The 17,713-nt window shown below is 67.3% G+C and carries 20 protein-coding genes and 3 tRNA genes; 13 read left to right on the forward strand and 10 right to left on the reverse strand.

Annotated features, from left to right (window positions below; genetic code table 11):
• Positions 1-10: 10 nt before the first annotated feature.
• A complete protein-coding gene (locus tag AC1Q87_RS01300) occupies positions 11-859 on the forward strand; it encodes a cytochrome c (RefSeq protein ID WP_492607231.1) in 849 nt (282 codons plus the stop codon).
• Here the strand turns inward: AC1Q87_RS01300 and AC1Q87_RS01305 are convergent.
• From AC1Q87_RS01305 to AC1Q87_RS01320, 4 genes are read right to left on the reverse strand one after another with little or no spacing between them, the layout of a single operon-like run.
• Entirely contained in the window at positions 856-1,644 is a 789-nt protein-coding gene (locus tag AC1Q87_RS01305; protein WP_492607232.1) for an ABC transporter permease, read from the reverse strand. The genes AC1Q87_RS01300 and AC1Q87_RS01305 overlap by 4 nt on opposite strands.
• The gene (locus AC1Q87_RS01310) at positions 1,641-2,540 is read right to left on the reverse strand and encodes an ABC transporter permease (RefSeq protein ID WP_492607233.1); all 900 of its coding nucleotides are present in this window, start codon (positions 2,538-2,540) and stop codon (positions 1,641-1,643) included. The genes AC1Q87_RS01305 and AC1Q87_RS01310 overlap by 4 nt, the downstream gene beginning before the upstream one ends.
• Positions 2,537-3,700, reverse strand: coding sequence for an ABC transporter ATP-binding protein (locus tag AC1Q87_RS01315; RefSeq protein ID WP_492607234.1), 1,164 nt, complete (start codon positions 3,698-3,700; stop codon positions 2,537-2,539). Before AC1Q87_RS01315 ends, AC1Q87_RS01310 begins: the two co-directional genes overlap by 4 nt.
• Positions 3,701-3,710: 10 nt before the next feature.
• On the reverse strand, positions 3,711-4,817 hold the full coding sequence (locus tag AC1Q87_RS01320) for a polyamine ABC transporter substrate-binding protein (protein ID WP_492607235.1): 1,107 nt from the start codon (positions 4,815-4,817) through the stop codon (positions 3,711-3,713).
• An 83-nt stretch (positions 4,818-4,900) separates the two neighbouring features.
• On the opposite strand from AC1Q87_RS01320, the gene AC1Q87_RS01325 reads away from it, so the two are divergent.
• Both AC1Q87_RS01325 and metG read left to right on the forward strand, forming a co-directional pair.
• Entirely contained in the window at positions 4,901-5,254 is a 354-nt protein-coding gene (locus AC1Q87_RS01325; RefSeq protein ID WP_492607236.1) for a DMT family protein, read from the forward strand.
• A 62-nt stretch (positions 5,255-5,316) separates the two neighbouring features.
• A complete protein-coding gene (gene metG, locus AC1Q87_RS01330) occupies positions 5,317-7,131 on the forward strand; it encodes a methionine--tRNA ligase (protein WP_492607237.1) in 1,815 nt (604 codons plus the stop codon).
• Positions 7,132-7,135: 4 nt separating this feature from the next.
• Here the strand turns inward: metG and AC1Q87_RS01335 are convergent, their stop codons facing one another.
• The gene (locus AC1Q87_RS01335) at positions 7,136-8,053 is read right to left on the reverse strand and encodes a DMT family transporter (RefSeq protein WP_492607238.1); all 918 of its coding nucleotides are present in this window, start codon (positions 8,051-8,053) and stop codon (positions 7,136-7,138) included.
• Entirely contained in the window at positions 8,053-8,919 is an 867-nt protein-coding gene (locus AC1Q87_RS01340) for a PhzF family phenazine biosynthesis protein (RefSeq protein ID WP_492607239.1), read from the reverse strand. Before AC1Q87_RS01340 ends, AC1Q87_RS01335 begins: the two co-directional genes overlap by 1 nt.
• A 66-nt stretch (positions 8,920-8,985) precedes the next feature.
• Between AC1Q87_RS01340 and AC1Q87_RS01345 the strand changes: the two genes are divergently transcribed.
• On the forward strand, positions 8,986-9,288 hold the full coding sequence (locus AC1Q87_RS01345; protein ID WP_492607240.1) for an ArsR/SmtB family transcription factor: 303 nt from the start codon (positions 8,986-8,988) through the stop codon (positions 9,286-9,288).
• A gap of 65 nt (positions 9,289-9,353) precedes the next feature.
• Here AC1Q87_RS01345 and AC1Q87_RS01350 read toward each other — a convergent pair whose 3' ends face one another.
• The gene (locus AC1Q87_RS01350; protein ID WP_492607241.1) at positions 9,354-10,082 is read right to left on the reverse strand and encodes a TerC family protein; all 729 of its coding nucleotides are present in this window, start codon (positions 10,080-10,082) and stop codon (positions 9,354-9,356) included.
• Between the two features lie 82 nt (positions 10,083-10,164).
• Entirely contained in the window at positions 10,165-10,962 is a 798-nt protein-coding gene (rlmB, locus tag AC1Q87_RS01355) for a 23S rRNA (guanosine(2251)-2'-O)-methyltransferase RlmB (protein WP_492607242.1), read from the reverse strand.
• A gap of 90 nt (positions 10,963-11,052) precedes the next feature.
• Here rlmB and AC1Q87_RS01360 point away from each other — a divergent pair.
• The 3 genes from AC1Q87_RS01360 to tuf all read left to right on the forward strand — a co-directional run bounded on the left by AC1Q87_RS01360 (position 11,053) and on the right by tuf (position 12,490).
• Positions 11,053-11,138 (forward strand) — tRNA-Tyr (locus AC1Q87_RS01360).
• 54 nt (positions 11,139-11,192) lie between these two features.
• Positions 11,193-11,266 (forward strand) — tRNA-Gly (locus tag AC1Q87_RS01365).
• Positions 11,267-11,299: 33 nt separating this feature from the next.
• Positions 11,300-12,490, forward strand: a complete 1,191-nt coding sequence (gene tuf, locus AC1Q87_RS01370; protein WP_492607243.1) for an elongation factor Tu — start codon at positions 11,300-11,302, stop codon at positions 12,488-12,490.
• A 146-nt stretch (positions 12,491-12,636) separates the two neighbouring features.
• Here tuf and AC1Q87_RS01375 read toward each other — a convergent pair whose 3' ends face one another.
• Complete coding sequence (locus tag AC1Q87_RS01375) at positions 12,637-13,416, reverse strand: CVNH domain-containing protein (RefSeq protein WP_492607244.1); 780 nt, start codon at positions 13,414-13,416, stop codon at positions 12,637-12,639.
• A 158-nt stretch (positions 13,417-13,574) separates the two neighbouring features.
• Between AC1Q87_RS01375 and AC1Q87_RS01380 the strand changes: the two genes are divergently transcribed.
• The 3 genes from AC1Q87_RS01380 (at position 13,575) to AC1Q87_RS01390 (ending at position 16,174) form a co-directional block, all read left to right on the forward strand.
• Positions 13,575-14,768, forward strand: a complete 1,194-nt coding sequence (locus AC1Q87_RS01380) for a GNAT family N-acetyltransferase (RefSeq protein ID WP_492607245.1) — start codon at positions 13,575-13,577, stop codon at positions 14,766-14,768.
• A 12-nt stretch (positions 14,769-14,780) separates the two neighbouring features.
• Positions 14,781-15,689 carry a transcriptional regulator gene (locus AC1Q87_RS01385; protein WP_492607246.1) on the forward strand — a complete coding sequence of 303 codons (909 nt, stop codon included), beginning with the start codon at positions 14,781-14,783 and terminating at the stop codon, positions 15,687-15,689.
• 131 nt (positions 15,690-15,820) lie between these two features.
• Positions 15,821-16,174: a hypothetical protein gene (locus tag AC1Q87_RS01390; RefSeq protein ID WP_492607247.1), complete on the forward strand. Its 354-nt coding sequence runs from the start codon at positions 15,821-15,823 to the stop codon at positions 16,172-16,174.
• Here the strand turns inward: AC1Q87_RS01390 and AC1Q87_RS01395 are convergent.
• Positions 16,171-16,353, reverse strand: a complete 183-nt coding sequence (locus AC1Q87_RS01395) for a hypothetical protein (protein WP_436060988.1) — start codon at positions 16,351-16,353, stop codon at positions 16,171-16,173. The two genes, AC1Q87_RS01390 and AC1Q87_RS01395, sit on opposite strands and share 4 nt — an antisense overlap.
• Positions 16,354-16,683: 330 nt before the next feature.
• On the opposite strand from AC1Q87_RS01395, the gene AC1Q87_RS01400 reads away from it, so the two are divergent.
• The 3 genes from AC1Q87_RS01400 to nusG all read left to right on the forward strand — a co-directional run bounded on the left by AC1Q87_RS01400 (position 16,684) and on the right by nusG (position 17,709).
• A tRNA-Trp gene (locus AC1Q87_RS01400) sits at positions 16,684-16,759 on the forward strand.
• Between the two features lie 66 nt (positions 16,760-16,825).
• Positions 16,826-17,137, forward strand: coding sequence for a preprotein translocase subunit SecE (gene secE / locus AC1Q87_RS01405; protein WP_492607248.1), 312 nt, complete (start codon positions 16,826-16,828; stop codon positions 17,135-17,137).
• Positions 17,138-17,145: 8 nt separating this feature from the next.
• Complete coding sequence (nusG, locus tag AC1Q87_RS01410; protein ID WP_492607249.1) at positions 17,146-17,709, forward strand: transcription termination/antitermination protein NusG; 564 nt, start codon at positions 17,146-17,148, stop codon at positions 17,707-17,709.
• Positions 17,710-17,713 lie beyond the last annotated feature (4 nt).

Raw genomic sequence — 17,713 nt, forward strand, 5'->3', positions numbered from 1 at the left:
AGGCCCGCGCGTGGGGCGGGCGCCGGTCTCGATCCTGCTTGGCGCGATCGCGGCGGCGACGCTGGTCGTCGTCGCGCTGTGGATCTGGAGCGAGGTGCTGATCACGCGCACCTATCGGCTCGCGCCCGAGGTCGCGCAGACCGGACCGGCGCATCTGGTCGCCGAGGGGCGACGGCTCAGCAAGCTCTATGGCTGCACCAGCTGTCACGGGGCGGATCTGCAGGGGAAGGTCTACAATCCCAATCCCCGCCTGGTGCGCAACTACGCTCCGAACCTGACCCTCGCGGCGGCGCGCTATAGCGACGAGCAACTGGCCCAGGCGATCCGCCAGGGCGTGCGGCCGAGCGACGGGCGCGCGCTGTGGGGCATGCCGGCCCAGACCCTCATGCACCTGACGTCGGAGGAGCTGGCGACAGTGCTGGCCTTCGTACGTTCCCACCCGCCGGCCGGTCCGCCGACGCCGCCGGAGAGCGCGGGCTGGCGCGCCCGCTGGGCGGTGCTGACGGGCGCGCTGGACGAGCCGCAGCGGGTGGCGCGGGCGCACGCGCGGCCGGCCATGGACCTGGGGCCGGAGCTGGCGATGGGGCGGCATATCGCCCGCACGGTCTGCTCCGAGTGCCACGGCTCCGACCTGGGCGGCGACGATGTCGAGGGCGGGCCCGACCTGCGGGTGGTCGGCGCCTACGACGCGCAGGCCTTCGACACGCTGATGCGCACCGGCGTCCCGCCGGGCGGCCGGCATCTGGGGATCATGACCCTGGTGGCGCGCTCGGACTTCAAGGTGTTCACGCAAGCCGAGGTCGCGGCGCTCTACGCGTATCTCTCGGCGCGGGCGGAGCGGCTCAACGAGGCCGACTAGTCGTCGGTCTTGCGGCGCAGCTGCAGGAGGTAGGCGGCGAGGACGCCGGTGGCGACCAGGCCGATCAGCAGGGTCGAGACCGCGTTGATCTCCGGGCTCACCCCAAGCCGCACCTGGCTGTAGATCCGCATCGGCAGGGTGGTCGCGCCCGGTCCGGAGGTGAAGCTGGCGATCACCAGGTCGTCGAGCGACAGCGTGAAGGCGAGCATCCAGGCGGCCGCCACCGCGGGCGCGATATTGGGCAGGGTGACCAGGAAGAACGACTTGATCGGCGGGCAGCCGAGGTCCTGGGCCGCCTCTTCGAGCTGCTGGTCGAACGCGGCGAGCCGCGCCTGGATGACCACGCAGGCGTAGCACATGGTGATGGTCGCGTGGCTGACCGTCACGGTCCAGAAGCCGCGCGGCAGGCCGAGCGAGACGAACAGCAGCAGCAGCGACAGGCCGAGGATCACCTCGGGCATGACCAGCGGCGCGAACACCATGCCCGAGAAGAGCGTGCGGCCACGGAACCGCTTGGCGCGGACCAGGGCGATGGCGGCCAGCGTGCCGAGGATGGTGGCGATGGTCGCCGAGATCAGTCCGACCCTGAAGGTCACCCAGATCGCGTCGAGCAGCTGTTCGTTGCGGAACAGCGAAGCGTACCAGCGGGTCGAGAACCCGCCCCAGACCGTGACCAGCCGGCTGGCGTTGAACGAGTACACGACGAGCAGGACGATCGGCAGGTAGAGGAACCCGAAGCCGACGACCAGGGCGGCGATGTTGAAGCCGGTGAGGCCGCGCTTCATCGCCCAAGCTCCGTCAGCTTGGCCTGCTGGCGCTGGTAGAGCACGATCGGGATCACCAGGGTGAATAGCAGCACGATCGCCACCGCCGAGGCGGCCGGCCAGTCGCGGTTGGCGAAGAACTCCGTCCAGATGGTCTTGCCGAGCATCAGCGTCGACGAGCCGCCGAGCAGGTCGGGGATCACGAACTCGCCGACCATCGGAATGAAGCAGAGCAGGGAGCCTGCGGCCACGCCGGGCAGGGAAAGCGGGAACGTCACCCGCCAGAACGCTTCGAGCGGCGTGCAGCCGAGGTCGGCGGCGGCCTCCAGCAGGTCGTGCTGCTGGCGCTCCAGCACCGCGTAGAGCGGCAGGACCATGAACGGCAGGTAGGCGTAGACCAGCCCGATATAGATGGCGGTGTCGGTGTTGAGCAGCGAGACCGGGCCAAGGCCGACGGCGCGCAGCGCGACGTTGAGCAGACCCTCGGGCTTGAGGATGCCGATCAGCGCGTAGACCCGGATCAGGAAGCTGGTCCAGAATGGCAGGATCACCGCCATCAGCAGGGCCTTGCGCACCGACGGCGTACAGCGGGCCATCGCATAGGCCAGCGGATAGCCGAGCAGCAGCAGGATGAAGGTGGCGACGCCCGCGAACTTCAGACTGGAAAGATAGGCGACGATATAGAGCCGGTCGGTCGGCAGCCGGGCGTAGGTTTCGAAGTCGAGGCCCGCGAGAAAGGTCTTCAGGCCCGCCAAACCCTGCGACCAATCCAGGCGCGGGGCGTAGGGCGGCATCGCCAGAGCCGTTTCCGACAGCGACAGCTTGGCCACCAGCAGGAACGGGAACAGGAAGAACAGGCCGAGCCACAGGAACGGCGCGAGCGCCGCCAGGCTCGTGCGGTCGCCCCGGGCTTTCACTGGGTCAGCACCACGCCCGCGTCGCGGGCGAAGGTCAGCCACACCTGATCGTCCCAGTCGACCGGCCGGTCGACGAAGCGGGTGGCGTTGGCGCGGGCGGCGCGGATCGTGCGGCCGCTGTCCAGTTCGACCAGATAGGTGGTCCAGTCGCCGAGATAGCCGATATCGGCGACCTTTCCGGCCATCCGGTTGGGGCCGGGCGGCGGCTCGTCCAGGTGGACCTGGATCTTCTCCGGCCGCACCGCGAGCCAGGCGGTCGAGCCGACGGGGATGCGGTCGTCCTCGACGATGTCGAAGCCCTGAGGGGAGTCGGCGCTGGCCATGCGGACGGTGAGGCCGTCCGCGTGCTCGGCGACGCCCTCGAAGATGTTCACGTCGCCGATGAAGTCGGCGACATAGCGCGAGTTAGGCGCTTCATAGACGTCGGCGGGACGGCCCATCTGCACGATCTGTCCGGCGCGCATGACGGCGATGCGGTCGGCGGTGACCATGGCCTCTTCCTGGTCGTGGGTGACGATCAGGAATGTCATGCCCAGCTGCTGCTGAAGGGCCATCAGCTCCCACTGGGTCTCCTCGCGCAGCTTCTTGTCGAGGGCGGCGAGCGGCTCGTCGAGCAGCAGCATCTTCGGGCGCGGAGCGATGGCGCGGGCAAGGGCGACGCGCTGGCGCTGGCCGCCGGAGAGCTGGTGCGGCTTGCGCTTGGCCAGACCGTCCAGGCGCACGAGCGAGAGCATCTCGGTCACCCGGGCGGCGACCTCGTCCTTGGCCATGCCCTGCTGCTTCAGGCCGAAGGCGATGTTCTTCTCCACGCTCAGGTGGGGAAACAGCGCGTAGGACTGGAACATCATGTTGACCGGCCGCTCGTGCGGCCGCTTGCCGGCGAGATCCTCGCCGGCCAACAGCACGCGGCCCTCGTCCGGCGTCTCGAAGCCGGCGAGCAGGCGCATGAGCGTGGTCTTGCCGCAGCCGGACGGCCCAAGCAGGGCGAAGAACTCGCCGGGATAGATATCGAGCGAGACGCCGTTGACGGCCGTCTCGCCGTCGAACCGCTTCACCACCTTCTCGAAACGCACCAGCGGCTTGGCCGTAGGATCGGTCCACGGCGCAAAGGTCGAACGGACCGCGCCGATGTTCAGGCGCGGGCGGCTGCGTTCGGTCATCTGCCGCTTCCTATTGGCCGGTCTGAACGCGGGTCCACATGCGTGTCACGTCGCGCAGCAGAGCCTGATCCTTGGTGGTGGTCACGAAGAGGCGCTTGAAGAGATCTGGCGTCGGATAGACGTTCGGATCACCCCGCACCGAGGCGTCGACCATCGGCGTCGCCGGCAGGTTGGCGTTGGCGTACTGGGTGTAGTTCGACGCCTTGGCGATGACGTCGGGCCGCAGCATGTAGTCCAAGAACTTGTAGGCGGCGTCCGGATTGGGCGCATCGGCGGGGATCGCGAACACGTCGAACCAGACCTGGCTGCCTTCCTTGGGGATGACGTAGGCGAGTTCGACGCCGTTCTTGGCTTCCGCCGCACGAGTCTTGGCCTGCAGGATGTCGCCCGAGTAGCCGACCGCCACGCAGATATCGCCGTTGGCCAGGGCCTCGACGTACTCCGACGAGTGGAACTTGCGGATGAACGGCCGGGCCTTGACCATCATGTCGGTCGCGGCCTGGTAGTCGGCGACGTTCTTGGAATTGGGATCCTTGCCCAGATAGTTCAGGGCGACGGCGTACATGTCCTCGGAGGCGTCGAGATAGTAGACGCCGCAATCCTTGAGCTTGGCGAGGTTGGCCGGATCGAACACCACCGACCAGCTGTCGATGTTCACGCCCGGCAGGCGCTTGGCCACTTCCTTGACGTTGTAGCCGATGCCGATGGTGCCCCACATGTAGGGGACGGTGTACTTCTGGCCCGGATCGAAGGGCTCCATGTGGCTCATGATGTCGGGCCACAGGTTCTTGTTGTTCGGCAGCTTGGACTTGTCGAGCTGGGCGATCGCGCCGGCGGTGATGTAGCGCGGCACGTTGTGGTTCGACGGCGCGACGATGTCGTAGCCGGTGTTGCCCTGCAGGACCTTGGTCTCGAGGATTTCGTTGGAATCGAAGGTGTCGTACTGGACCTTGATCCCGGTTTCCTTGGTGAAATCGGCCAGGATCTGGGGGTCGATATAGTCCGACCAGTTGTAGATCTTCAGAGTCTGTTCCTTGGCCCCGCCGCCTTGGCCGCAGGCGGCCAGGGTCATGCTCATAGCCAGGACAGCAGCCGTGCCCAGCGCCTTAGTCCACATGCCCACTCTCCAACTTGCCCGAAGGGCAGCTTATAGGGCCAAGCCGACAGATTTTAAGTGCTAATGCGCAAGGAGCGCTTCCGATGCCTACCTCGATGGCGATGATCGCCCCGGTCCTGCTGCTTGTCGCCTCCAACATCTTCATGACCTTCGCCTGGTACGGGCACTTGAAGGTCGAGCACCGGCCGATCTGGCTGCTGGTGCTGGTCAGCTGGGGGATCGCCTTCTTCGAATACTGCCTGGCCGTGCCGGCCAATCGGATCGGGCGGGAGTTCTATTCGCCGGCCGAGCTCAAGACCATGCAGGAGGTGATCACCCTGGCCGTGTTCGCGGTGTTCTCGATCACCTATCTGGGCGAACGGTTCACGCTGAACCATATGGTCGGTTTCGCGCTGATCGCCGCGGGCGCCGTCTTCATCTTCAAGGGGCCGCTCTAGCGCTTTCGCGAACCGACCCCGCGCCCTATAAGCCGCGCTCCCTCCTCATTTCGAGAGAAGCCATGTCCCGCATCCTCATCACCTCGGCCTTGCCCTACATCAACGGGATCAAGCACCTGGGGACGCTTGCGGGCTCCATGCTGCCGGCCGACGTCTATGCGCGGTTCCAGCGCGCGCGCGGCCGCGAGACGCTCTACATCTGCGCCACCGACGAGCACGGCACGCCGACCGAGCTGGCCGCGGCCGAGGCCGGCCTCGATCCGGCGACATTCTGCGCCCAGCAGCACGACGTCCAATACGACCTGGGCCGCAAGTTCGGCCTGTCGTGGGACCACTTCGGCCGTTCGTCCTCGCCGCAGAACCACAAGCTGACCCAGCGCTTCGCCCAGCAGCTGTGGGAGGCCGGCTTCATCGAGGAGCGCGTCACCCAGCAGGTCTATTCGAACGCCGACAAGCGCTTCCTGCCGGACCGCTACGTGATCGGCACCTGTCCGCACTGCGGCTACACGGCCGCGCGCGGCGACCAGTGCGAGAACTGCACCCGGGTGCTGGATCCGGCCGACCTGATCAAGCCGCGTTCGGCGGTGTCGGGTTCGGAAGACATCGAGATCCGCGATTCCAAGCACCTGTTCCTGCGCCAGAGCCTGTTCTCGGACAAGCTGCGGGCCTGGATCGACAGCAAGAAGGGCGAGTGGCCGCTGCTGGTCACCTCCATCGCGCTGAAGTGGCTGGACGAGGGGCTGCAGGACCGCGGCATCACCCGCGACCTGGAGTGGGGCGTGCCAGTCAACGCCTTCGAGTGGGGCGCCAATCCGCAGGGCCAGACTCCGGACGTCGAGGGGCTGGCCGGCAAGGTGTTCTACGTCTGGTTCGACGCGCCGATCGAGTACATCGCCGCGACCTGGGAGTGGGCGGACGCCCGCGCGGCCGAGGCCGGCCGCGGTCCGGCCGCCGACGCCGAGTGGGAACGCTGGTGGCGCGGGTCCGAGGCGGCGGACGTGACCTATGTGGAGTTCATGGGCAAGGACAACGTGCCGTTCCACACGGTCGGTTTCCCCTGCACGCTGATCGGGATCAACGAGACACTGGAGGCGAACGGGTCCTGGAAGATGGTCAATAACGCCCCCTGGAAGCTGGTCGACCAGCTCAAGGGCTTCAATTGGCTGGACTATTACGGCGGCAAGTTCTCGACCTCGCAGAAGCGCGGGGTGTTCATGGACCACGCGCTGGAGCTGCTGCCGGCCGACTACTGGCGCTGGTGGGTGACGGCGAACACGCCGGAGACCTCGGACTCGACCTTCACCTGGGAGCAGTTCCAGGCGCAAGTGAACGCCGACCTGGCGGACGTGCTGGGCAATTTCGTCAATCGAATCCTGAAGTTCACCGAGGCGCGCTTCGAGGGCGTGGTCCCCGCCGGCGGCGAGCCGGGCGAGCTGGAGACCAAGCTCTACGCCGACGTGAACGCCAAGCTCGCCGAGCTGGCGGAGTTCATGGAAGCGCGCGAGTTCCGCAAGTCGACCACCGCCCTTCGGCAGCTTTGGGTGCTGGGCAACCAGTATCTTACCGAAGCGGCCCCCTGGACGGCGATCAAGACCGACGTCGAGCGCGCCGCAGTGGTGGTGCGCACGGGGCTGAACCTGGTCGCGCTGTTCGCCAAGGTCTCCGAGCCGTTCATCCCGTTCGCCTGCGAGAAGATCGCGATCGCGGTCGGCGAGGACTATCCGGCCCGGTGGCCGAGCGCCCAGGGCGCGGCGGTCCTCGACATCCTGCCGGCCGGCCGCAAGGTCGCCGCGCCGGAGGTGCTGTTCAAGAAGGTCGAGAATGAGCAGGTCGCCGAATGGCTGGAGCGCTTCGGCGGTCCGGGCGCGGCCGCCTGACGAGCTAGACGGCTGCGCGGCCGAAGCGGTCGCGCAGCAGTTCGGCCCCGCTGACCAGGCTGATCCCGGCCAGGACCAGCAGCGCGCCGGCGACGAAGGCCGGCTCCAGCGGTTCGTGCAGCACCACGACGCTGAAGACGACGCCGAACAGCGGCGTCAGGAACGACAGGATCGACAGCCGCGAGGCCAGGTACTTCCGCAGCAGCCAGAACCAGATCACGTAGCTGATCAGGGTGATGACGATGGTCTGGAAGCCGAGGTTGAGGGCGACGGCTGGGGTCAGGTTGACGCCGGTCTCGCCGCGCAGGGCGGCGATCCCCAGCAGCATGACGCCGGCGAAGGCGACCTGGTAGAACAGCGTCTTCACGGCCGGAGCGTCGGACAGGCGCGAGCCGCGGATGGCGACCGTGGTCAGGCCCCAGGCAAGGCCCGCCAGCAGGCCCATCGCATCGCCTATCAGCATGTCGCCGCTGACCTGTTCGCCTGCGCCGAGGAACGAGACGGCGATGCCGCCGAAGGCGACGGCGACGCCGATCCACTGCAGCGGCTTCAGGCGCTCCTCGCGAAACCGCAGATGCAGGCCGAGGGCCGAGAAGATCGGGGCGCTGTAGAGGAACACGACCATGTGCGAGGCGCTGGTCAGCACCAGCCCCTGGGCGATGAACAGAAACTCCAGTCCGAACAGCAGCCCCACAAGCAGGCCGGCGGGCAGGGTGCCGTCGGCGAAGGCGCCCCGACCCTCGTTGCGAAAGGTGACGGCGCCGAGCACGACGGCGGCCATGCCCGAGCGCAGCGCCATCTGCATCACCGGCGTGATGTCGGCGGCGATCAGCTTCACGGCGATCTGCTGAAAGCCCCAGCACAGGCAGAGCGCGACCATGACGCTGAAGGCGAACAGGTCGAGGGGCTTGCGCGGGCTCATCAGACGCTGGCTTGGCCGCTCAGCACCGGCACGCAGCCGCCGCCGATGGTGGCGCGCACGCCGTCGGCGGCCCGCCGGGCGGTCGCCCGCAGGCGCGAGGGACGGCCCATCTCGACGCCTTGGACGATGTCCCACGCGCCTTCCGCGGCGTCGGAAAGCGAGAGCAGCAGGGCGGCCAGGGTGGCGTTGGCGCTGCCGGTGGCGGGGTCTTCGACCGTGCCCGAGTTCGGCGCGAACATCCGTGCGCGCAGCTTTCCAGCGCCCTCGTCGGCATAGAGGTGCAGCGACAGGCGGTCGCCGAATTCCGGGAAGTCCAGCGCCGCCTGGCGGAAGGCCGAGAGATCGGGGGCCGCGCGGCCCAGCGCGTCGGGCGTCACCTGGGCGATGACGAAGGTGACGCCGACGCTGGCCTCGACCGGCCGATGGGCGGCGACGACGATGTCGGCGGGCGTCAGGCCGGCGCAGGCGGCGATCCGCTCGACCGGCAGCTCAACGCCGAGCGACAGCGGCTGCGGCGCGGCGATGACGCCGCCGCCGTCCTCGATGCTGACCTCGACGATGCCGGCGGGGACCTCGAGGCGCAGGGCCTGGCCCTTGCCCATCTGCGACAGCACCCAGCCGGTGCCGACCGACGGGTGGCCGGCGAACGGCATTTCGGCGGTCCGGTTGAAGATCCGCACGCGGGCGGTGTTGGCCGGGTCCTGCGGCGGCAGGACGAAGGTCGTCTCCGAGAGGTTCATCTCGGCGGCCAGCGACTGCATTTCAGTGTCGGTCAGGCCGCGGGCGTCGGTGAACACGGCCAGCGGATTGCCGCCGAAGCGGGTGTCGGTGAACACGTCGAGGGTGACGAACGGATAGCTGGCCATGTTGCGCGTCCAGGCGGGATGGGGACCCTGACTTGACATAAGTTAGTCGATTGGCAAAGTGCCGAAATGGAGCTCGCAGACCTGCTACGCGCCCTGGCCAATGAGCGCCGGCTGCAAATCCTCGATTGGCTGAAGGATCCCACGGCGCACTTTCCGCCCCAGGTCCATGGCGACCTGGTCGAAGACGGCGTCTGCGGGGTGTTCATCGCCGACAAGCTTGGCGTCAGCGCCCCGACGCTGAGCGAACACATGCGTCTGCTGGTTCAGGCCAAGCTGGTGGTTCCCAAGCGCATCAAGCAGTGGACGTTCTATCGCCGCAACGAAGCGGTGATCGCGCAGGCGACGAAGCGCATCGCCGAGACGGTCTAGGGCGAAGACGAGAACACCGCCGAACCCGAGGCTCGGCGGCGTGTCGTTCGGAACTCCCGATGCGCCTAGTGCGCGGGGGCCGGAGCCTCCGGCTTGATGTCGAGGAAGTCGGGCATCGTGGCGTTGTAGGCGGGCGTGTAGCCAAGGTCGCGGACGATGTCCTGATGACCTTCCCACATCATGTGCAGGGCGACGTAGAGCACGATGGCCAGGCCGATGTAGCCGATCCAGCGGTACTTGTGCAGCAGGCGGGCGATGTAGCTGGCGGCCACGCCCATCAGCGCGATCGACATCAGCAGGCCGAACACCAGGATGGCCGGATGCTCGCGCGCGGCGCCGGCCACGGCCAGCACGTTGTCCAGCGACATCGACAGGTCGGCGATCAGGATCTGGGTGAAGGCCGAGCGGAAGGTCTTCGGCTGCTTGGCGACCGCCTCCGCCGAAGGTTCGGTGCTGGGGTCGCCGTCCATCACCGCGCCGGCGACGGCCTCGTCGTGGGCGGCCTGCTCGCGCAGTTCGCGCCACATCTTCCAGCAGACCCAGAGCAGCAGCAGCCCGCCGGCGAACAGCAGGCCGACGATGCCAAGCAGTTGGGCGGTGATCAGCGCAAAGCCGATCCGCATGGTGACCGCGGCGGCCAGGCCCCACAGGATCGCCTTGCGCCGTTGCTCTGGCGGCAGCCCGGCGGCGGCCAGGCCGACGGCCACGGCGTTATCCCCGGCCAGCACCAGGTCGATCATCAGGACGGAAAAGAGCGCGCCGAGGGCGCCTGGAGCGAGAAGCGTTTCGAACATTGCGCCTTGAATGCGTCAGCCGCCGCGCGTCCGCAACCGGTTAGCTGCGTCGGCGGCGACTTTCGCGACCATTGGTCGTTTTCTAGGATCGGGTTCGGCTGGCCTCGTACAGTGCGACCGCTGCGGCGGCGGAGACGTTCAGGCTCTCGAAGCCGCCGGGCATGGGGATTTTCGCCAGTTCGTCGCAGTGTTCGGCGACCAGTCGGCGCAGGCCTTCGCCTTCGGAACCTAGCACCAGCACTGTCGGCCCGCCGTCCAGAGCCTGATCCAGATAGGTGTCGGTATGGCCGTCGAGGCCCACGGCGCGCCAGCCGAGGTCGGCGAGGGTCTCCAGCGCGCGGGAGAGATTGACGACGTGGGCGGTGGGGATCTTGTCGACGGCGCCGACCGCCGCCTTGGCCAGCGCGCCGGTCAGCTTGGGGGCGTGGCGGTCCTGGAGGATCACCCCGGCGGCGCCGAATGCGGCGGCTGAGCGGAGGATCGCGCCGACGTTCTGCGGGTCGGTGATCTGGTCCAGCATCAAGAGCACGGCGCCGCGCCCCGGCTCGAAATCTTCAAGCGCGACCGACTCGAGCGGCGGGATGCGCAGAGCGATCCCCTGGTGCACGGCGCCCTGGGGCAGAATCTGGCCGATGGCCGCCGATTCGACGACCTCGAGCGCCTTGGGCCGGCCGAATCGAGATTCGAGCTCCTTGGCCCGGTCCGGAGACGCCAAAAGTCGCTGGGGCGCGCTCCTTTTCGGATTGGAAAGTGCGGCCGAAACCGCGTGCCAGCCCCACAGCCACTCGTCAGAACCGTTGTCTGGCTTGCGGTTGAAGGGTCTTTGACCAAACTTTTTCGCACCCTTCGAGTGCGCGTTGCGTTCGTGAGGGGAGGACACTATAAGACGCGCTCCAAATCGGGGGCCGGACGGGTTCTTCGCTCAGGCGGGGAGCAGTGTCCAGGCATCCGATCTGGCTCCGAGCGCGCTGGGGGAATGTCCCGAGCGGCAAAGGGGGCGGACTGTAAATCCGCTGGCGTACGCCTTCGCAGGTTCGAGTCCTGCTTCCCCCACCACGCGCCGGAGCGTGACTTTAAGGAGACTGGCGCGACCCCGCGCATCCTTCAGCGGCGGGTATAGCACAATGGTAGTGCAGCAGCCTTCCAAGCTGAGGATGCGGGTTCGATTCCCGCTACCCGCTCCAACCTTCTGAATTTCAACCGCCGGCAGGATCCCGATGGCCAAGGAAAAGTTCGAACGCAATAAGCCGCACTGCAACATCGGCACGATTGGTCACGTTGACCATGGCAAGACGACGCTGACGGCTGCGATCACCCTGACGCTGGCGAAGACCGGCGGCGCGAAGGCGATGAACTACGCCGACATCGACGCTGCGCCGGAAGAAAAGGCCCGCGGCATCACGATCAACACGGCGCACGTGGAATACGAGACGGCTGACCGTCACTACGCGCACGTCGACTGCCCCGGCCACGCCGACTACGTGAAGAACATGATCACGGGCGCGGCGCAGATGGACGGCGCGATCCTGGTGGTGTCGGCCGCTGACGGCCCGATGCCGCAGACCCGCGAGCACATCCTGCTGGCCCGTCAGGTCGGCGTGCCGGCGCTGGTGGTGTTCATGAACAAGGTCGACATGGTCGACGACGCCGAGCTGCTGGACCTGGTCGAGATGGAAGTGCGCGAGCTGCTTTCGTCGTACCAGTTCCCGGGCGACGACATTCCGATCGTCAAGGGTTCGGCCCTGGCGGCGGTCGAAGACCGCAACCCGGAAATCGGCGCGGACCGCATCCTTGAGCTGATGACCCAGGTTGACGCCTACATTCCGCAGCCGGAGCGTCCGGTGGACCTGCCGTTCCTGATGCCGGTGGAAGACGTGTTCTCGATCTCGGGCCGCGGCACCGTGGTGACCGGCCGGATCGAAAAGGGCATCGTCAAGGTCGGCGAGGAAGTCGAGATCGTCGGCATCCGTCCGGTTCAGAAGACGACCTGCACGGGCGTCGAAATGTTCCGCAAGCTGCTGGACCAAGGTCAAGCCGGCGACAACGTGGGCGTGCTGCTGCGCGGCACCAAGCGTGAAGACGTCGAGCGCGGCCAGGTTCTCTGCAAGCCGGGTTCGATCACGCCGCACACGAAGTTCGTGGCCGAGGCGTACATCCTGACCAAGGAAGAAGGCGGCCGTCACACTCCGTTCTTCACCAACTACCGCCCACAGTTCTACTTCCGCACGACGGACGTGACCGGCATCATCCGCCTGAAGGAAGGCGTTGAGATGATCATGCCGGGCGACAACGCCGAGCTGGACGTCGAGCTGATCACCCCGATCGCCATGGACCAAGGCCTGCGCTTCGCCATTCGCGAAGGCGGCCGGACCGTCGGCGCCGGCGTCGTGGCCAAGATCGTCGAGTAGGCGATCTAAGCCGCAGTCGACAGACTGATGATCAGGCCGCCGAGGGAAACCTCGGCGGCCTTTTCGTTTTCCGGGCGATATGCGACCAAGAAAAGGGCCGCCGGGATGTCTCCCGGCGGCCCTGATCGTTCGCCGATCGCGTCGCGTCAGTAAGGACGACCACCGCTGACCGGCCGCATCGAGGTGACGGCTTCGCCAAGGCCGTACTGGCGCAGATCGCTGACGTCGCGGTCGAAGATCTGGCAGCGGCCGCGGAAGTCGCTGTCGCTGCAGATCTGCCAGGAGCCGCGGCCCTGGATGCGCAGGCTCATGGCCTTGTCGTTGAACTGCCGCGGCAGGTTGGTGACCTCGCGGTTCGCCTGATAGGCCTGACCGCCGAAGTCCGGGGCGGAATAGAGCATCAGGGTGCTGTTGTTATTGCCGCCGCCCCAAGGAGGATTGGGGCCGCCGCCGCCGTTCCAGCCGCACACCAGCCGGCCGTTGGTGTTGCCGATGTCGCTGCGACAGTCGCGGAAGTTCAGCGTGCTGTAGTTCCAGCGGCCGCGGTCGTCACGGCAGCTTGCGGTCAGGGTGCTGCCGCTGACGCGCGCATCACGGCAGGTCTGCTGGTAGCTGCCGGACGGGAGTTGACCCCAACCGCCGCCGCCACCGCCGCCGCCCCACGAGCACAACAGGCGTCCGTTGGTGTTGCCGATGTCGCCGCGACAGTCGCGGAAGTTCAGGGTGCTGTAGTTCCAGCGCCCGCGGTTGTCCTGGCAACTGGCGGTCAGGGTGTCGCCGTTGACGCGGATGTCGCGGCAGGTCTGCTGATAGGTGCCGGACGGCGCCTGGCTCCATCCGCCGCCCCAACGCTGATCCTGCTGTTGGGCGTGGGCGGGCGCGGCGCAGAGCACGGCGAGGGCCGCGGCTGCAATCCATGACTTCATGTAAGGTCTCCCCAAACTCTCAAGTTCGACCACGAACGGCGTTCGCAGACATTAGACACCACGGCGAAGCGCCAGCATAGAACGCGTTGTTTACCGCTCCGAGTATAGGCTCTTCAACCTAAGGGAGCGCGCCACCAGGCGTGGGGCGGAGCGGCCGCATGAGCGCGCGAATAGCCATCGACACGCTGAAGCCGGCGCAGCTGGACGCGGCGTGCCGCCTGCTGTGGAACCAGTTCCGCGCGACCGATCGGGTCTTCCGCAGCCCGTACTTCGATCTCCGCTACGCCCTGGTGGCGGGAGACTCCGCGCCCGGCGCCGAGATCGCCGTGATTTCCCGTGGAGGCCGCGTGGAGGGGTTCCTGCCTTTCCAGCGTCGCGGGCGCCTGATCCAGCCGATCGCCGCGCCGCTTACCGACTATCATGGGGTGCTGAGCCGCGCCGGAGCCCAGATCGATCTGGGCGGCGTGGTCGCCGCGCTCGGCGCGCGCCGCTTCCGATTCAGCGGCCTGGCCGGCGGCGAGGGATTGCGAAAGGCCGACACCCGCATCGCCATGGTTGCGGACCTGTCGCGCGGGTTCGACGGCTATCTGGCGCGGCGCGCCAAGGACTTCCTGAAGGACAAGCGCCGGCGAGCGCGCAGGCTTAGCGAGGACCACGGACCGCTGGAGTTCCAGTTCTCGCGCGAGCCAGGGGAGGCGATGGAGTTCATCCTGCGCCTGAAGCGCGAGCAGATGCGCCGCACCGGGCAGCACGACATCTTCGCCAGCCCCTGGGTCCAGCGCTTCCTGCACGGGCTGATGGATCGGCGCGACGCCGACTTCGGCATGCGCTTTGCGACGCTGCGCGCAGGCGGGCGGCTGGTGGCGGCCGAGGCCGGACTGCTGTCGGGCGACGCCTATCACCTGTGGTTTCCGGTCTACGATCCGGAATTCGCTAGATATTCGCCCGGATCGCTGGCCACGCTGGAAACTGTTCGCGCCCTGGCCGACGCCGGCGTGACCGTGGTCGACTTCGGTCCGGCCGGAGAAACCTACAAACGCGACTTCGCCGATCCGGCGGCCCATGTGTTCGAAGGCGACGTGACCCAGGGCGGCGTCGTCGAGGCGGCGCGGCGGACGGCGGACATGGCCCTGGCGGGCGCGCCGCTGCTGCGCAAAGCGCTGAGCGAGGCGGGCCAACGCGTCGACCGACGCTGGGACCGCATCACCGCCTGTGAACCGGATTTGAATGGGCGCGTCGGGGCCGCTTCGCGCAGCCTGACCTCCATCGCTGCGCGCCGGCCGGGCGCCTCGATCGGGGTGGGCGTCGGCCTCGGCGTCGGGGCCAGCCTGCTCAGCCTGCTGACCGAGTAGAGGGACACCGCAATGAGCATCGACAAGCCGCTGGTCGGCGCGTGGAGCGATCGGCAAAAGGCCGATTTCGCGCGGACCCCGATGACCTTCGCGCACCGACTGGGCGAGACCGGTCTGTTCGACGACGACCGGTTGGCGACGGTCCTCGACCGATATCCGGCCGAGCTGTTCGACATCAATCTGTTCGAGATCGACGCCGACGGGCAAATGCGGATGCAGACCGGCGCGCGTGGACGGCTGCCCGGCGCCGAGGTGCTGGAGGGCGTGAAGCAGGGGCGCGTGTGGCTGCAACTGCGCGGCGTCGAGACCCACTACGAAGAGCTGGGCGAGGCCATCCGCGCGGTGTTCGCCGACATCTCCGATCAGGCGCCGGGCTTTCGGCCGGTGCAGCTGACCGGCCAACTGATCATGTCGGCGCCCAACGCCAAGGTGCCGTTCCATGCGGACGCGCCGGGCGTCTGCCTGTTCCACATCCGTGGGCGCAAGCGCATCTGGATCTATCCGAGCGACGAGGCACACATGCCCCAGCAGGGCATGGAAAACATCATGCTCAAGCAGGCCACCGAGGACCTGCCGTATCGCCCCGAATGGGACGCGGGCGCCAAGGTGTTCGACCTGGATCCCGGCATGGCGGCGACCTGGCCGTTGCACGCGCCGCACCGGATCGAGAACCTGGGCGTGTTCAACGTCTCGCTTTCGGTCGATTACCAGACTTGGGATACGCGGTTCACGAACGGGGCTCACTACGCCAGCGGGTTGATGCGGCGCTGGAAGCTGCCGGTGGCGAACATGCGGCGCACGCCGCGGGTCGGCCGGGCGGGGCTGTGGGCGGCGCACCTGGCGCTGAAGCGGATGAACCTGATCGAAGACCGTATCGGCGGCCTCGAGCGCAACTTCGAACTGGACGGCGGCGCCCGCTGAATCAAAGAGTTAGCTGCTGATTCCGAATTTGACGCATCCGTCAAATTCTTGAATTGCCGCATGAATATCCCAGGCGCACAGTCAAGTTTGTCCGAAAAGGACGTGTCGTGTGCGGGAGGGATGGAAACAGCATGCGCGTACCCTTTGCGAGTGTTTCAGTGATCGGTCTGGCGCTGGTCCTTTGCGGGGCCTGCAGCGGGCAGGGGAGCGGTCAGGCCGAAGCCTCGGCCGCGCCCCAGGGCGAGCGGGTCACCGCGGTCGGGTGTCCAGTCGCCGGGCCGACCCCCGGATGCGTGACGATCAAATCGGGTGGGAAGTCCTACGATCTGGCCGCCGCCAAGCCGGCGGTCGACCTGTCGCGGAAGGTCGGCATATCCGTGACCGGCCACGCGGCCGGAGAGGTCGGGTCGTGCGGCATCAAGCTGTCGGACGTCGAGGTCGAGTACCTCGGCCTGGAGTGCGCCGGGGCGCCGCCGGCTTCCTAGTTGGGTTTCGGCGCGCGGGGCTGAGGTTCGCCGGTCGCAGGATCGGTCAGCGTCTTGGCGTTGCGCGCCGAACCTTCGGCGCCCTTGGGTTCAGTCGCGGGCCGCGGCGGGCTGCCGGGCTTGAGGTTCTCGTCGCGGTTTCGCGCGGCGTCGTCGCGGTTCTGGCCTTGCGGGGACATGGGGGCTCCTTCGTCCATGGGAGAACGCGGGAGGAGGCCGGCCGATCCGCCGGCCCGGCTGACCTGCGGCGGGACCGGCCAGGCTCTCGCGATCTACGTCAGATGAAAGATCCAGGCCGCGACGGCGAGGCGTCGAAGAGGCTTGAAATGGGAACCGGTTTGCGTCATACGCCTCCGTCCTACCCGACATCGTTGGAGTTTGTCATTTTACACCGCCCGGGGCGGCACGAACGGTGCTCAGATCACGGTTCACCAACCCAGCGTTTGAACGGTTTGCGGTCAGACGAAAGCGGAGTAAGGGCAGGCTGCAGCGGTCAGGTCAGGCCGTGTAGGAGTGTAGCTCAGCTGGTAGAGCGTCGGTCTCCAAAACCGAAAGTCGTGGGTTCGAGTCCCTCCACTCCTGCCATCCACTATATGAGTATGCCGGGCGCGGAACGTCCGCCGCCCAACTGAAGAGAGTCGTAAGAGCCTGATGGCCAGGAAACCGGGTTCGTCCCCGCAAGCGATGAAGAACCGCGCCAGCAAGACGGCTGCGGCCATCGCCCCTGCCTCGGCCCTGGCGAAGGACGCCCCGGCCAAGAAGAAGCGCACCAGCCCGGCGCAGTTCGCCCGCGAAGTGCGCGCCGAAGGCCGCAAGATCACCTGGACCACCCGCAAGGAGACCTGGATCACCTCGGTGATGGTCGGGATCATGGTGGTGCTGGCCTGTGCGTTCCTGGCGGTGGTCGACCTTGGACTGGGCGCGAGCATGAACCTCGTGCTCAAACTCGCGAACGGGGCTTGAAGACAGATATGAACGCCGAAGCTCCGATCGCCCCGAACCCGCGCCACAAGTGGTACATCGTCCACGCCTACTCGAACTTCGAGAAGAAGGTGGCCGAATCGATCCGCGAACAGGCCAAGAGCCAGGGCCTGGAAGACAACTTCTCCGACATCCTGGTTCCGACCGAGGACGTCGTCGAGATCCGTCGCGGCCGCAAGGTCAACGCCGAACGCAAGTTCTTCCCCGGCTACGTGCTGGTGAAGATGGAGCTGACGGACGAGGCCTATCACCTGATCAAGAACACCCCGAAGGTGACCGGCTTCCTCGGCTCGGGCTCCAAGCCCATGCCGGTGTCTGAAAAGGAAGTCGCGCGCATCATCGGCGCCATCGAAGAGGGCGTGGAACGGCCGAAGCCGACCATCTCCTTCGAGATCGGCGAGCAGGTCCGCGTCACCGACGGTCCGTTCGCGAGCTTCAACGGCTCGGTCGAGCATGTCGACGAAGAGCGCGCGCGGCTGCGCGTCACCGTGTCGATCTTCGGCCGCGCCACGCCGGTCGAACTCGAATACGGCCAGGTCGAAAAGCTCGGCTGATCCC

This window comes from Phenylobacterium sp. GW823-FHT02A09, assembly GCF_058797775.1.